This window comes from Microcoleus sp. AS-A8 (assembly GCA_039962225.1).
Taxonomy (GTDB): Bacteria; Cyanobacteriota; Cyanobacteriia; order Cyanobacteriales; family Coleofasciculaceae; genus Allocoleopsis.
The window spans coordinates 387210-403320 of sequence record JAMPKV010000001.1 but is presented as its reverse complement, the minus strand read 5'-3'; the positions used below and the strand labels follow the sequence as shown (position 1 = coordinate 403320).

Below are 16111 nucleotides of genomic sequence, written 5' to 3'. Positions count from 1 at the left end.
ACAGCAGAGCTGAGCACTACGAAGCTAGCTCGTTTGCGGTTTTAGCAGGTTTTATTTTTAAGCGTGAGCATTGTAATTCTTGCGCTTTGTGTTCAGGTCAAAAAGTTTACTCCCTTCACGGTGCTATCTCTTGTCAACTCGGTCACTTAGTTGTGTACAAGTTGGCAGCTTGAAGTTGGATCTTGCATTCAGCCAATGGCAGCTTTGATTCATGAGAATCGTAAAAAGGCGTGGAGCATTCGAGAAGTCAGACACAGCAGCCGTTTATTTGAGCTAACTATAGCAGTGGAACCAGCTACGATCGCACAAAAAATCCTTTCCGATCCGTCCCCGCCAGCACAACTGGTGGTTGGTGAGCATCAAAACGATGTTTGGCAAGATCTATATGCCGCGATCCCAGTTCCCTTAGTCATTTCTCGGTTTTCAGACGGTGCAATTCTCTATGCCAATGCATGTTTTTGCTCAACCTTTATTCTTGACATTCAGGAGATTAGCGAAAGGGCAGGACAGCCCAGCCGAGGCGATCGCCATACCCTAGACTTTTACTATCACCCAACTGACTGGCAGACATTGTTGCAAGTGTTCACCAGCCAGAGATACCTCCGCGATTACACAGTCAGAATGCAGAAGGCAGATGGTACCCCCCTGTGGAGTTCTGTCTCCCTGCAATGGCTGAGCTTTAACGGCGAAGCTGCCATGCTGGTCGTCTTTGGTAACATCACAACGTACCAGCCACAACTGACAACACAACTTCTGTGTGAAAGTGAAGTCAAGTTTTGCACACTGGCAGAAACGATGGCGGCAACCACGTTCATTTACCAGAACTCTCATCTGTGCTATGTTAACTCGGCACTGTGCACGATGACAGGTTACTCTCAAGTTGAGTTACTGGGGATGAACGTCTGGGATTTGTTGCATCCAGACTACCACGCCCTGATGCGAGAGGGAGACATGGAAAGTGGAGCTTTAGGAAAGAGGGAAGAATTCCTCCACTCAAATCCCGAATTATCAACAAACCTTCATCCCTTCGCCCCCTCATCCCCAAACCCCCAAAACTTCGCTCCAGTCCCTACCAACCCCCATTCTCTGGTTAAGAGTCGCTACGAAATCAAGATTCTGACAAAAATGGGTAAAGCTCGCTGGCTGGATGTGACAACGCGAACCATTGATTTTCAAGGACAATCAGCAGTCTTAGCCAGTGCCTTTGACATTACTCGCCACAAACAAGCAGAGGAGGCTTTGTCCGAAAGCCAGCGTACCCTCTCAACCTTGATGAAAAATCTGCCGGGAATGGCATATCGTTGCCGCCATGACTGGGGCTGGATGATGGAGTTTGTCAGCGAAGGATGTTTGAGTCTGACGGGTTACCACCCGATAGACTTAATCGAAAACCGCAAGATTTCTTGGAGTACCATTATTCATCCAGGCGAGCGTGATCGCGTCAGGCATGAAGTGCAAGCTGCTCTCCAGCAGAACCAACCTTATCAGATAGAATATCGGATCACAACGGCAACCGGAGAACAGAAATGGGTCTGGGAACAAGGTCACGGTATCTCCTCTGCCACAGGAGAATGGTTGGCTCTAGAAGGCTTCATTACTGATATCACACAGCGTAAGCGAGCAACCGAAGAACTTCAGCTCTTGCAATCGCTGACTCAGTCTATCAGTGAAGCGCCCGATTTTGACACGGCAATCAAAGTCGCCTTACGTAAGGTATGCGAGGCAACCCATTGGGATTTTGGCGAAGCCTGGATTAAGAGTACCGACGGTGCCGTTTTAGAATGCTCAACCGCTTGGTGCAGCCAGGAAGTTAGGGATACCGGGACTGAGGACAAGGAAAAATTTCCTCAATTACCTCTTACCCATCCCCTGAGAGAATTTCGGCGTCACAGCCAGACGTATACTTTTGCTCCTGGGATTGGACTACCGGGGCAAGTTTGGTCATCGCGCCAACCCCTGTGGATTAGAGATGTTTCGATTGAGCCAGAGAGCTTTTTTGCCCGTTCCCCTCTGGCAAAAGTCTATGGACTCAAGGCTGGGTTTGGTGTGCCGATTGTGGCGGATGAGCAAGTCCTCGCGGTGCTGGCCTTTTTCATGTTTGAACCCCACCCAGAAGACCGACAATTAGTTGAACTGGTTTCCGCCGTGGCAACCCAATTGGGGTTAGTGCTTCAGCGTAAGCAAATCTTGAGCCAAGCCGCACAAAGTGCCGCTGCACTGCGGGAAAGTCAGCGACGCCTTGCGAGTTTGATTGATGCTCTGCCTGGAATTGTCTTTTCTTGTGCCAGTGATCCCGCGTGGTCAATGACTTACCTGAGTGAAGGTTGCCTGAGTCTAACAGGGTATAACAGTGAAGAATTAATTGGCAATCGCTCTGTCTCATTTGATGCGATTACCCATCCAGAGGATTTACCCCAAGTTTTGGCCTCTATTGACACGGGTGTGGCTCAAAAACAACCCTATGTCGTGGAGTATCGCATCCGCACAAAATCCGGTCAGGAAAAGTGGGTGTGGGAGAAGGGGCATGGGGTATTTGATGATACTGGGGAGCTTTTGGGGATTGAAGGCTTTATTACAGATATTACGGAGCGCAAGCGTGCGGAAGATGCCTTACGACAAGCCGAAGCCAAATATCGCAGCATTTTTGAGAACGCCTCCGAAGGAATTTTTCAATCGACGGCGAAGGGACACTATCTCTCGGCGAATCCAGCCCTAGCACGGTTGTATGGCTACTCATCTCCGGCGGAACTCATGGAACGACTGACGGATATCGAGCATCAGTTGTACGTCGAGCCAAACCAACGCACTGAGTTTATTCACCTGCTGCAAGAAAATGATGCGGTTTTAGAGTTTGAGTCCCAGGTTTATCGTAAAGATGGCAGTGTGATTTGGATTGCCGAAAATGCCCGTGCGGTGAGGGATACCAACACGGGGGAGCTACTGTACTACGAAGGCACGGTGGAAGATATTACGGAACGCAAGCGAGCCAAAGAGCAACTGCGGGAACGGGCCTTTTATGACCCCTTGACAGGACTTCTCAATCGTGCATTATTTATGGATCGCTTGAGCCATCGGGTGGAGCGGGCGAAACGGCATCCTAACTATCGATTTGCGGTCTTGTTTTTAGACCTGGATCGCTTTAAAGTCGTTAACGATAGCCTGGGGCATCTGATTGGGGATCAGCTACTGATTGCGATCGCACATCGGTTAACCAGTTGCTTACGCGCAGAAGATACCGTTGCCCGGTTAGGGGGAGACGAGTTCACCATCCTGCTAGAGGATATCCAAGACATTAACCCAGTTATCCATGTCGCCCAGCGAATTCAGCAGGCGTTAAAAGCACCGTTCAATCTAGACGGACATGAGGTTTTCACCGGGGTGAGTATCGGTATCGTCCTAAGTCGAGAGGTAAGTCCGGACGCTGATCCCATCGATTATGGCCGACCCGAAGACCTCCTGCGGGATGCTGACACGGCGCTATACCGGGCAAAAGCGTTAGGGAAAGCCCGTTATGAAGTGTTCGACCTCACCATGCACCAGAAAGCCGTGGCTCTCCTGGAATTGGAAACAGATTTGCGGCGCGCTGTGGAACACCAAGAATTTCAGCTTCACTATCAGCCGATTGTATCTTTGCTCACCCACAAGATTACAGGTTTTGAGGCACTTTTGCGCTGGCAACATCCCACACGAGGTCTGATTTACCCTGCGGAATTCATTCCCATTGCAGAAGAAACCGGACTCATCATTCCTTTAGGGTGGTGGACGCTGCGTGAGGCTTGTCGCCAGTTACGCCAATGGCAAGATGCGTTGAAAGTTAGTCGGTTGCAGGTTGAAGGTTCTCAAGAGGTGTTGTTAGCGCAACGGGGCGCTAGTGAAGCCAGCCGAAACGTTACCCAGGTTAACAGTTCAAACCCATTTTCTAACTTTCAACCGTCTAACCTACAACTTGCAACCCAAACAAACCTGCAACTTGTAGAGCCTCTCATCATCCATGTGAATTTTTCTAGTAAACAGTTTTTGCAACCCGATGCCCTCCACCAAATCAAGCAAATTCTTCAGGAAACGGGTTTAGAAGGACGTTATTTGAGGTTGGAAATTACCGAAAGCTGCTTACTCGAAGACCCGCCAACCTCTGCCGCTTTGGCTCAACAACTAAAAGAGCAACAGATTGGTTTATGTATTGATGATTTTGGGACTGGCTATTCCTCTTTAAGTTATCTGCACCAATTTCCCATCAATACTATCAAGATTGACCGTTCTTTTGTGAGTCGTATGGGCGCAATTGAGAGTGATTCTGCTTCAGGTTCAGCTCTGAAAAATATTCAGAATTTCCCCTTGCAAATTGCTCGCACCATTGTGATGTTAGCCCACAATCTAGAAATGGAAGTGATTGCAGAAGGAGTAGAAACCACTCAGCAATTATCTCAACTCCAAGCCCTCAATTGCCACTATGGTCAGGGCTATTTATTCTCTCAACCTCAGGATGCCTTAACTACTAGTTTATTATTCAGATGGGAAAGCCAAGAGTAATTCAATTGTGCTGCTCTGGGGTTATCTTGCTCGGACTCGTTAAAGTCCGCGTCCCATCAGAATAAAGGGTGCCCAATAGTAGGGATGAGCCAAGGTAATGTTTTGCTCGGTGCGTGGCAAGCGGGAATCTTTGGGATAGTTCTCTTGTGTAATCTTCGTGTGGAGAAGTTCCAGTTGAGCTTGACGGAGAGCCTCGGCTTTCGATATCGGTGAGGTGGCCGTTCCCTTGGCTAAATTATCGTAAAATTTCTCCATCAACAGGCGAGTACTGTAATCATCCACTCTCCACAAAGATGCCATGACAGTTTTGGCTCCACCTTTAAGAAAGTAATAGCCAACACCTGCAATTTCTCTCCCGTCGAGTCCCTTACCTCCCAAGGCAGTTTCGCAAGCTGATAGTACAGCCATATTGATATTACGTAAATTTAGCCTAGTTTCGATCTCAGGAATCGCTAATCTCTCACCTGTACCAAGTAGGAAAAAAGACTGATTAGCTCGTCCTGGAACAAATTTGCTATGAGTCGCGATATGTAAGAAATCATGATTGGGTAAGTTATCCCGTAAAGTGAAAAAGGTAAAATCTTGATTGAGAAATTCTTGGCCTGGATAAATTCCCGATGTTTCATTCGTATCCTGGCGCACGATTGCATTTAACTCTTCGGGAACATGAGGCAGGGGGGGAAAACCACCAGCAGCCTCAGATAAGCCTAACGCCAGAACTTGGTTTTCATCCTCATTCAGAGTCCCCTTGGTATCCGATGAACTGCTCACAACACGCGGCTTATCTGTAGGGGATGAAGTGTCTGTCAACTGAGCAGAGAGTACAGTAGAAACACTATAGTTTTCAATTAAATACTTTTCGCCATCAAATAGGGCACCCATGGGGATGTAGCGGGTTGAACGGTCTAGAGCAAACACTAAGTTGTGAATATCATTGGCTTTGAGTTCCTTTTCCAAAGGTTTGAGCAGCCAGTCATACAATTGCTGACCCGTGGCGTGCAACTCGTCCATATTGGAGAGACGATTTTGTAATAACTGACGAAATCTAGCAACCGTTTCTTCTAACCGACCTTGATTGACTCCCGAAACTTCTACACTCGTGAAAATGCCCCCTTTTGATGCCCACATCAGCCAAATTTTATCATCCAAAACCAACGGATAAATCAATAGGGTTCCGGGTTGAGATTCTACCAGCTTTTTAGCTTTTTGAGCGAATTGGTTAGGGTCAACAAACGCCTCATCTGAATTTCGCTTGTTCCGAATTGCTGTTTCTAGTTGTTCTAGGGTTTGATAATATTGCTGAGTCAAGACTCCTCGCTGTTCCAAGAGCTGCGTCAACTCTGAGCAGCGAGTTTTCTGGCAATCCGCTAAGCGATTTCCAAAGCTGATCAAGCTGCCATATTCTTGAAAAATTTGTTGCTCGGTCGGTGTTATGGTTAAGCTCGCGGGCTGACCTTGTGGGGTGTTGTTGACTCTGGGGTTGCCCGTATATTCTCGTAACTCTTGACCTTTGAGCAGTTCTAATACTTGCAGCGCTTCTAATCGGCGTGTTTGGGCAAGCAATAAATGGGTAAACGAGCGATAAACGTTGGTGGTTTCTAAGCCATTAATGTTTTGTATGGCTTGAGGAAACGATTGTTGCAACCAAACAGGTAACCCAGCAATTATTCTAGGATTTTGTTCTTCATTTTTGTTAATAGCCTGTTTATAATAAACGATCGCTGTTGCTAATAGATTCGATTCTTGGTAAAGGCGGGATAGTCCAGCCAGAGTACTAAAATTATTAGTAATGGAGAGAGCCTCTTGATAGGAGGCAATGGCTTGTTGTGTCTGTCCAGCTTGCCGATAAATCTCACCACGAACTTCCAAAATTAATGATTCTAAGTCTTTGTTGTTGATATCTTGGGCAATCACGAGGCTTTGGTTTATTAACTCCAGAGCTTTTTGTTCATCTCCATTGCGGGAATAACCCGAACTCAAAACGATCAGTGCTAAGGCTTCAATCCGAAAGCTTTTAATGTCTCGTGCACTGGCTAATCCCTGTTCGGCTAAGTTAAGGGATTGTTGAACATTACCCTGTCCTAAAAAAGCCAGAGCCTGCATCACAGTAGCCGCGCTTACTTCTTCTTGTTTCTGGAGTTTTTGTAAAACATCTGTACCTTCTTGTGTAGATCTAATAACGTTCTGATATCTTCCCTCTTGGAGGTAAACGCCAGCTAACGTTAATAGTGAAACGGCCGTGGCCGTAGGAATATCGTTTTCTTTAGCTACCTTTAAGCCTTGCCGAGCAAAAAGAACGGCACTTCGATTATCTCGACGAGAATGGTAAACGCTACCCAGAATTGCTAGTGCATTGGCTTGGGAGTCATAGTCTTTAATTTGCCAAGTTGTAGTCAAGCTTGATATGGCTGCCATCGTTGCTTTTCGATAGTCACTTGGCGGTGAGGCTAAAGACTGGGACGCTCTAGCTAACGTCAAAAAAGCAACAGCTTGAGCATGAGGATTTTGTAGTGCTTGGGCGAGTCCTAAGCTGGCGTTAGCGGACTTCAAGGCTTGCTGATAGTTTTCGGTAGAATTGTAAGCTTCTCCTAAAGCGAGCAGCAATTTTAATTCTGTATCATGCTCTCCCCATTCTTGTGCCATGGGTAAGATAACTTTGGAAAGTTCAATTGTTTGCTGAGAGTCTTTTAGGGACGTATAAACATTTAGTAGTTCCTGGAGAATTTCCATTCTCTCCGCATGAGTAGTGGCCTTTTTAGTATAAGGAACACTCAAGAGTTGGGAAATGTCTGGAACTGGCTCCAAGTTTTGTGCAACTTCCGGCAATTGGCTGCGCTTTAAAGGCTGTATGCCATCTTCAGAGGTGACTTTGTTCAGCGTGGTGGCGAAAACGGGCATAGAAAAACTTACAGCATACAGCAAGGTCGCCGCCGCACAGCTAAACAATTTTACGGATTGATGCATAGGAGATAGACAAGTCTGGCACGAACGAGCCAAGTGCCAAAAGTACTTGAGACAGCAGCATATCTGTCTTGTGCAAACTCCTAATCTACCTAAGGTAATACTTATGCTCGTTGGTGTTGCCTGACCCCTGAGTGTTAATACTTGTTTCCAGTTAGAAACAAAATCGGCTCAAACTTTGTCATTAGGCTTGGATTCTGCCATCTTGTAGAAATATCCTGCTCTTTGTTGAAATCCTGTGTTCATGGCTTGGTTCAATCGTTCATTACGCATCATTATCCTGACAGCCATCGTGGCGATGACTTTAACAATGGGGTTTGGAGCCAATCTTTCCGCGCAGGTGCCAAAGCAGTCGAGACCTAACACCTCACTCAGTGGCAAGTTACCCAGCCAATGGAATTTTACGCCACCACGTCGAGGAATTCCTGTCAATCGACAGGGTGGAGCAACGAGAGGGAACCCATGCATCCAGCCTCCTGAAGCGACAGTCACAGCATTGGTTCCAGATTCTGGAGTAGGAGCAACGGCAGCACCGTATCCGACTGTCTTTTGGTATATGCCCAAGTCATCCGCATCCGAGGTGGAGTTGCTGGTGCGGGATACCAAAGAGCAGGACATTTACTCGGTTAAGTATACGTTGGCGAAGTCATCTGATGGATGGGTCGTGGGTTCTCCGGGCATAATGAGTTTCTCTCTTCCGGCCTCTGCTAACTTCTCCCCGTTGCAGATGGATCAGGGCTATCACTGGATGTTAAGGGTCATTTGTCCTCCCGATCCTTCTGGGCTTTCTGATAGCTCAAACGATATCTTAGCCGATGGCGGGATCGTGCGAGTTAGACCCGACCCAACCCTTGCCCAGAGAATTCAGCAGGCAACACCTAAAGATCGTGTTGCTCTCTATGCCAATGCTGGGCTGTGGTATGAGACGGTAGCCAGCCTCGTTGAACTACGGCGCGATCGCCCTAATGATAATGAATTAGCCCAGGCTTGGAACAAACTACTCAATTCGGTAAAGCTGGATAATACTTTCAAGAAGCTACCAACATCACCCCGATGAGTGGGTCTGTACTGATTAAATTAGATCGGCTTAGACTGTGGCTTGGGTAACTCAGTACTTCCGGTTACCCACCGACTAGCGATCGGCATACGCCAGCCGGTACCGAAAGCTCGGTCAGTAATTTTCAATCCCGGCGGTGCCTGTCGTCGCTTAAATTCGGATCGTGCCACTAACCGCACGACTTGATCAACCACCACTGGCGCATGACCGGCGGCAACGATTTGTTCGAGTGATTGGTGCTGTTCAATCCATCGATACAAAATGTCGTCGAGGGCATGATAAGGCGGCAGAGAGTCTTGATCGACTTGACCGGGTTTGAGTTCAGCGCTGGGGGGTTTGGCGAGAATATTGGCTGGGATAATCTCGAATTCAGGAATTGTGCTTTTGGATTGTAGATGACAAAATGAACTCGATGTTAAATCGGTGTTCAACCACTTGCACAAGGTGTAGACACGGGTTTTGGGTACATCGGCAATCACGGCTAATCCACCATTCATATCACCGTAGAGGGTGCAGTAACCCACAGCCATTTCCGACTTGTTACCGGTGGAGAGGAGGAGATAACCGAATTTATTAGCGATCGCCATTAACAAGTTACCTCGAATCCGTGATTGTATATTCTCCTCGGCAAGGCCAAACTCTGTCCCCGCAAACAACCCTTCTAAGGTTTTGTCATAATTCTGCATTAACTCCCCAATCGCCAGCAGGTGAGTCTTAATCCCTAAATTAGCCGCTAGGGCTTGAGCATCCTGAACCGAGTGATCAGAACTATAGGGAGAAGGCATGAGAACACCCAGGACATTGTCCGCACCCAGAGCTTCTGTGGCAATCGCCGCCACTAAGGCTGAATCAATCCCCCCACTCAAACCAATCACGACTTTCCTAAAGCCACACTTGCGGGCATAGTCCCGAACACCGAGAACCAGGGCTGACCAAATTTCCTCATCGGCGCTGGCGGGGAGGGGTGCGATCGCCCCCGGTAAAAAATCTCGTGCTTGCGGATCAATTTCCAACAAAACTAAATCCGTCTCAAAAGCACGGGCGCGACACATCATCTCACCCGCACCGTTAAACGCCACACTGCTGCCATCAAACAACAAGTCATCATTGCCCCCCACTTGATTGACATAAAGGATAGGTTGCTTGTAACGAAACGTACTATGCCGCAACATAGCCTCCCGTAGTTTTTGCTTCCCTACTCTGTAAGGAGAGGCAGACAGGTTCACCATTAAATCGACGCCATGTTTAGCGAGGTCAGCAATGGGATTAACCGAATAATTCCGTCTACCCCAAAACTCTTCATCATTCCATAAATCTTCGCAAATCGTCACACCAATACGGAGTGGGGTGGCTGACTCCTCCAACTCCAGCGTGAACAAATTACTCTGAAGTCCCGGTTCAAAGTAGCGGTATTCATCAAAAACATCGTAGGTGGGCAACAGGCGTTTGTGGAAAATCTGCTGCACCTTACTCTGATCCAGTAAGCTGATGCTGTTGTATAGCGGCTTACCTCCGGCAACATGGGCACTAGGGTTAGGTTCCACCGTTCCCACCAAAACAGCCAGGGATGGCGGCAATTGTTCTGCCAACTGTTTTAGAGTTGTTGCCATGGACTCCACGAAACTGGGATTAAGCAGTAAGTCTCTCGGCGGATAGCCACATAAGGAGAGTTCCGGCGTCAGTAAGAGACGCGCACCCTGATCGGCGGCAAGTCTTGCCGCTTCTAAAATCTGTTGAGCGTTACCTGTAAGGTCGCCAATGGTGGGATTGAGTTGAGCGATCGCCAGTTTCATAGTCGGTTGAAGGTAGAAGGTTTTTTGCAGGAGCTTCTGAAGGTAGGTTCCTTATAGTTGAAGATTAGTGGTGATCGCCCTTAGCGTGTCAACCTCCCGACTACTGTTTTTCCTAGTACATGCGAAATCCCAATAGGTTCCAGTAGTTAAGGAAGAAAATGAATCCAACTGCCGCTACAGTCATCAACGAGTAGTGCAGCCGTCCGATCAGGGAATAGTATTTGTTTTTCCAAGCCAGAACTGTAAGAATAATCAGTCCCAGCGTCAAACCTGTGGTGATGGGTGGAAGGACAAGTAAGGCGATCGCGACCCTCGGCAGTCCGAAGAAAAGCTGCCAGTAGTCGGTGCCAAAAATAGCCAAGCCCATACCGATCGCAAACACTAGGTTCAAGGTACAGACTAACACTGCCAACCATTGCGCCCGTCGAGCCATGATTGAAGTTAGGGGCAATTGTTTGCGGATACGGCGCATCAGCCAACTCACCAATCCCACCAAGCTAGCCGACAAAAAAGTCAATGCACAAAATACTCCCAATGTCAACTGAAAAGCATTGGTTTCATACCAAGCTAACTTTTCCAGGGCGGCAAAGACGGAATCGCCAATGAACATGTGAGTAATCCGACCTTGCTCGTTTTGTCGAAACGACAACTGAGTATCCGAGTAAATCGAGCGAAATAACAAGGGTTCCACTTCTTGCCACTTGAATTCTGGCACGTACAAGGCTAGAGTCCCATCGTTCCCCGCGCCTGCCATCACCTGAACCTCCGGCGCGTCCCCCAAAACTGCCGCCAACTTTTCCACCGTGAGGTGGGAATAGCGATTGTAGCGATAAGTGCCGTACAAACGTGGATCGGCTTTATGAGAACCCTTGGTCGTTGGGGAAACCGAAGCGGGTTTCTCCTTCACGGGATAGTAATGCTTTAAAAACTGAGTTGCCAGTTCTCTGGGTAAAGAAGTCGGATTATTGTTGCACGAAACAAAAAAGCCCAAGTTCTGTTCGGGGAGTAAATACAGGCGTGTTGTATATCCGTTTAAGCGACCGCCATGTTCCAGTGCTTTTTGCTTGTTTTCCCAGCTTTCGGAGAAACCATAAGCTGAACCTACCATACCCGGATGGTGGGCAAACTGCTGGCGATGCATTTCCTGGGCTGTTGCCTCGTTTAAGATACGCGCTGCACCGTAACGACCATCTTGTAAATGGGCGATCGCAAAATGCGCTATATCCGTAGCCGTTGCCATCAAGGCACTACCGGGGACATTATTGTTGAAGGCAAAGGGTCGTCGCTGATAGGTGCCATTTTTATACCTGTAGCCTACGGCTAAATCCGGTGCTAGCTGAGATGGCAGTGGTTGGAAAAAGCTACTGCGACGCATATCCAGCGGCTGCAAGATGTTTTCCTGGATGTATTGCTCAAAGGGAACGCCGGAAATTGCCTGTACCAAGTAGCCTGCCAGCGTCATCCCCACATCACTGTAGAGAAACACTTCACCCGGTGGTAGGATGCGCGGTGGAAGCCGTTTAGCGAGATACTCCCCCAGCGGAGTCATTTCAGATTTACTGTGAGCGAAAGCTTTAATGCCCCAGCCGGAATCGAACCCATGGGTGTGAGTCAGTAAGTTGGCAACGGTGACTGGCTTAGGATAGGTGTTCGGGATTTGAAAGTGCTTGAGGTACTTGTTGACATCATCGTCTAGTTTAAGCTTGCCCTGTTCAGCGAGTTGCATGACGGCTGTGCTCGTGAGCAGCTTGGAGATAGAACCCACACGAAATAGTGTTTTGTCTGGAACGACAGGTATTTTCTGCTCCAAGTCAGCATAACCGTAACCCTTGCTGAAAAAGATTTTGCCATCTTTGACTAGAACAAACACAGCACCAGGGATATGCTCTTTGAGCATCTGTTCGGCAAAAAATTTATCCACGAAAGCTTCGAGTTCTTGTGGGTCAGTTGGCCCTGAAGGTGCAGGCGTGGGTAACCCTTGGGCAAAGCAGGGCAATCCGGAGAGCAACCAAACCAGAGTCAGCCCAACTAATACAGCGTGCAGTTTTCGCAAAGCTTTCTTTATTCGATGATAAAAATTCCCTCTATCCTAATAAGGTTGTGAGTTTTCCGCCAACATCCCATGCCCAAGCACAAGCTGCTATCCTGGCTACCGCAACTGAGTTACCAAGTCTGGATTCTCGCTGCGGGTCGATTGCTCTCGCAAATTGGCACCGGATTTACGATGTTCTATGCACCGATATTTTTTGTCAATCAAGTGGGGTTATCGGCGACAGCCGTAGGAATTGGCTTGGGCAGTGGCTCTATTTCTGGGGTTATTGGTCGCTTTTTGGGCGGTTCTTTTGCGGACTCAAATTTCTGGGGACGCAAGCGGACACTGTTGCTCTCGGCGGCGGTTTCTGCGGTGGCGGATGTGGTATTAGCCTTAACTTTTGACTTTCCCAGCTTTATTGTGGGTAACCTGCTCATGGGTTTGGGGATTGGTCTTTATTGGCCTGCTACAGAAGCGGCTGTCGCTGATTTGACGACCATGGAGCAACGCAGCGAGGCTTTTGCAATCACGCGGTTGGCGGATAGTGCTGGCTTAGGGTTGGGGGTGATACTTGGAGGGATGTTGATTGGAACGACGGGTAATTATCGGGTGCTATTCGCGATCGATGGCATCTCTTTTGTGGTGTTCTTTGCGGTTGTGTATGCCGCGATCGCAGAAACTCGTAAATTTAATCAGCATTCTCCCACACTACTGGGCAGAGGTTGGGCGGAGGCATTTGGCGATCGGCGTCTGATGGTGTACCTGTTGGTGAATATCTTATTCACCATCTACATCTCTCAGTTACAAAGCACGATGCCCCTCTATTTCACTAACTTTGTACCAGGGGGAAGCACAGGGAAGGGATTCTCACCCCAAATCATCAGTGGTTTGTTTACCTGGCATGTGGCTTTTTCCGCCTTGTGTCAGTTGCCAGTGGCTCGTCAGCTCAATCGTTTCAGTCGTCCCCATGCCTTGATGATTTCCATGCTGATATTTGGGGCTGGTTTTGTCCTCGTTTGGGTGACGGGAACTGTTGTGACCAATGCCCTGATTTGGGCGATTTTAGCCTTGGGGATTTTAGCAATCGCCACTGTCGCTTATACCCCTTCAGCTTCTGCCCTGGTTGTAGATATCGCCCCGGAATCACTGCGGGGCGTTTACCTGTCGCTGAACTCTCAGTGTTGGGCGATTGGCTACTTTATTGGCCCTCCTCTCGGTGGGTGGGCATTAGATCAGTCACGTTACATGGCTGAGAATTTTTGGTTGGCGGCTGTTGCCAGTACCAGCGTGGGTATCCTGATTTTGCAGTTGCTTCATCGGATGCTGCGAACCCATCCGCGATCGCTCTAGTGCAAGAAGGCAGAAGGCAGGAGGCAGGAGGCAGAAGGCAGACCGGAGCTTTAGTGAGGACAGAAGGTAAGAAAGTTTGTACAGTAAATCTTTTTAACCTTTTTCAAGTGGATGGTTATTTCTGCCGAACTGTACTCGTCCTCTGGGCTAACTTTTCATTCCACTCAGCATTCTCCCCATGGGTTAGTTTTTTGCGGATGCTGTTTTGTCGTTACTGACTAGGCTCAATGGCTCAGCACTTTTTTGTGGCGGTGCTTCCTGACGCCTCTGTTCAAGTGCATTTCCGATTAGCTTTAACAGGAGCCAAGACACAGAGCGCTCTTCGTCCTGTGCCCACTCTTCTAGCTCTTTTTTCCACTCTGGTGGAATGTAAGTTGTCACACCCGCCAGTGAAGTTTTACCGCCCATTACAGATTTCTGTATTGTGTCTCCTTATTAAGTATAGTGACCCTTTTTGGTTTAGTACAAGACGCTAAGCCATGCTACGCTATGCTAAAGTAGCAGCCCGATTCAATTCCATCCATGAATATTCTTAACGACCTCCTGTCCCAGCCTGTTCAACCCTCCCCTGCCAAAAAGCAACGTCGTGCAATCGAAATCAAATCACAGCGTGAAATCGGCATTATGCGTCAGGCGGGGAAGATTGTGGCAACCGTATTGAAAGAGATTTCAGAAATTGCTCAGCCAGGAATGACAACGCTGGATTTGGATATTTATGCGGAGCAGCGCATCCGGGAAATGGGCGCAGTTCCCAGCCTCAAGGGGTATCGTGGCTTTCCGGCAACCCTGTGTACCAGTATTAACAACGAGGCTGTACATGGCATCCCTAGCTCTAAGCGAGTGATTCAAAGTGGTGATGTTCTCAAGGTTGATACCTGTGCTTACTACCAAGGCTTTCACGGTGACTCTTGCATCACAATTGCGATCGATGAAGTCTCTGCGGACGCGGCAAAATTCATTCGTGTCGCACAGGAAGCGCTTTACAAGGGTATCGAGCAAGTTAAAGCCGGAAATTATTTAATGGATATTGCTGGTACTGTGCAAGACCATGTGCAAACAAATGGTTTTAGCATCGTGGAAGATTTCACCGGTCACGGTGTGGGACGGACTCTACACGAAGAACCTTGTGTTTTCTTCTTCCGCACCCGTGAATTACCCAATGTTAAGCTGCGCTCTGGAATGACATTAACGATTGAACCGATTCTCTGTGCAGGTTCTAAGGAAACACGATTGTTAGCCGATGGTTGGACGGTGGTAACTGCTGATGATTCCCTGTCAGCGCAGTTTGAACATACGGTACTGGTAACTGAAGATGGCTGCGAAATCTTAACGGATCGCACAAAGCTCTAATTCCAATTCCAGGGTGCATACCCACCCATATCTAATCTCTAACAGGGCAACTTAGGTGAGGTTAACCCTACTTTGTTTAGTGATTACCGTAAATTGACACTCTTGTAAAATACTTGTTACATTTATTTACAGATAAAGTTACAAAACTAAACATAACGCAAGGGGAAACTTCCATGACTATCCTAATTGCCTTATTTGTGGTGGGCTGGGCAGCAGCAGCGATTATCGGCACTCAAGCGTACTTCCGGGGTGAGCAAACCAAGCCCATCCACGAGCGCAACTGGCGTTCTGAGTCCTTTGAAACACTGGCTCAATCCATTACTGGCGCTGAAACAGACTACACCCAGCGTACTCCTGCCTTTGAGATCGACGCCTACGGTAGCCAATATCTGCCTAAGTCTTAGGAAAAGAAGGGTAGATCATGCCTACCCTTTATGAAGTCAGCTTTTCAACGCCGCCGCAAGACCTATCGGCGGCGTTATTGTCATTGGCGATAAATAGCCACCAACTCAACTGTGTGATCAGCTATAGCCACAAAGTTGCATCAAACCGATCACTCACTTCAGGCGCGATCGCATTCAGGTCATCATCTTTACAAATCAGGACCACTGCCACTGCGTCTTCACCAACTCTTTGAAAATCTTGTTATCCCGCTCTGTATAAAGGTTTTACCTGACTTAAGAGCTTTGTGCAAAAGTCGCTTATTGGCACCAACCCGTCTTTGAGATAATAATAAATAATATCAGTGATCAGGGTAATTATTCCTATCTTACCTTTCAGCTTTTTAAACTGAATACTAACGGCTAAGCTACACAGATCGTAGCGGGTGAAAACTGAGCCATAAAAGTATTTTGACTAAGGGTTCATCGTGACCATTTACCCTAATAAAATCCATACATAGCGCTCACTAACTTTAGGTTACATGTCTGTGAGCGGGGTGATGCACTTAGTGGTTGCTCAGTTGCAAGGAATCTGCACGAAATTCTTCAGCCAGGGAATTCTATCTTTCTCTCTTTTGCCAGGTACAGAGCATCCTGG

General features: G+C 47.9%; 9 protein-coding genes. 5 read left to right on the top strand and 4 right to left on the bottom strand.

The features are described from left to right. The first annotated feature begins 195 nt into the window (after nucleotides 1–195). Nucleotides 196–4530 (top strand): PAS domain S-box protein, encoded by a 4335-nt coding sequence (locus tag NDI48_01535; GenBank protein ID MEP0829884.1) that lies wholly within the window; start codon nucleotides 196–198, stop codon nucleotides 4528–4530. 39 nt (nucleotides 4531–4569) lie between these two features. Here NDI48_01535 and NDI48_01530 read toward each other — a convergent pair whose 3' ends face one another. Beyond that, nucleotides 4570–7494: a CHAT domain-containing protein gene (locus NDI48_01530; GenBank protein MEP0829883.1), complete on the bottom strand. Its 2925-nt coding sequence runs from the start codon at nucleotides 7492–7494 to the stop codon at nucleotides 4570–4572. 241 nt (nucleotides 7495–7735) lie between these two features. Here NDI48_01530 and NDI48_01525 point away from each other — a divergent pair, with 241 nt between their 5' ends. After that, nucleotides 7736–8548 (top strand): DUF928 domain-containing protein, encoded by an 813-nt coding sequence (locus NDI48_01525; GenBank protein ID MEP0829882.1) that lies wholly within the window; start codon nucleotides 7736–7738, stop codon nucleotides 8546–8548. Between the two features lie 20 nt (nucleotides 8549–8568). Here NDI48_01525 and NDI48_01520 read toward each other — a convergent pair whose 3' ends face one another. Together NDI48_01520 and NDI48_01515 are read right to left on the bottom strand one after the other, a co-directional pair. Next, nucleotides 8569–10341, bottom strand: a complete 1773-nt coding sequence (locus NDI48_01520) for an NAD+ synthase (protein MEP0829881.1) — start codon at nucleotides 10339–10341, stop codon at nucleotides 8569–8571. Nucleotides 10342–10453: 112 nt separating this feature from the next. Beyond that, nucleotides 10454–12394 carry a beta-lactamase family protein gene (locus NDI48_01515; protein MEP0829880.1) on the bottom strand — a complete coding sequence of 647 codons (1941 nt, stop codon included), beginning with the start codon at nucleotides 12392–12394 and terminating at the stop codon, nucleotides 10454–10456. Nucleotides 12395–12463: 69 nt separating this feature from the next. Between NDI48_01515 and NDI48_01510 the strand changes: the two genes are divergently transcribed. Further along, nucleotides 12464–13723: an MFS transporter gene (locus tag NDI48_01510; protein ID MEP0829879.1), complete on the top strand. Its 1260-nt coding sequence runs from the start codon at nucleotides 12464–12466 to the stop codon at nucleotides 13721–13723. Between the two features lie 183 nt (nucleotides 13724–13906). Here the strand turns inward: NDI48_01510 and NDI48_01505 are convergent, their stop codons facing one another. After that, nucleotides 13907–14131: a CopG family transcriptional regulator gene (locus tag NDI48_01505; GenBank protein ID MEP0829878.1), complete on the bottom strand. Its 225-nt coding sequence runs from the start codon at nucleotides 14129–14131 to the stop codon at nucleotides 13907–13909. A gap of 114 nt (nucleotides 14132–14245) precedes the next feature. On the opposite strand from NDI48_01505, the gene map reads away from it, so the two are divergent. Both map and NDI48_01495 read left to right on the top strand, forming a co-directional pair. After that, nucleotides 14246–15073: a type I methionyl aminopeptidase gene (gene map, locus NDI48_01500; protein MEP0829877.1), complete on the top strand. Its 828-nt coding sequence runs from the start codon at nucleotides 14246–14248 to the stop codon at nucleotides 15071–15073. Between the two features lie 173 nt (nucleotides 15074–15246). Further along, nucleotides 15247–15477: a hypothetical protein gene (locus NDI48_01495; GenBank protein ID MEP0829876.1), complete on the top strand. Its 231-nt coding sequence runs from the start codon at nucleotides 15247–15249 to the stop codon at nucleotides 15475–15477. Nucleotides 15478–16111: the final 634 nt, after the last annotated feature.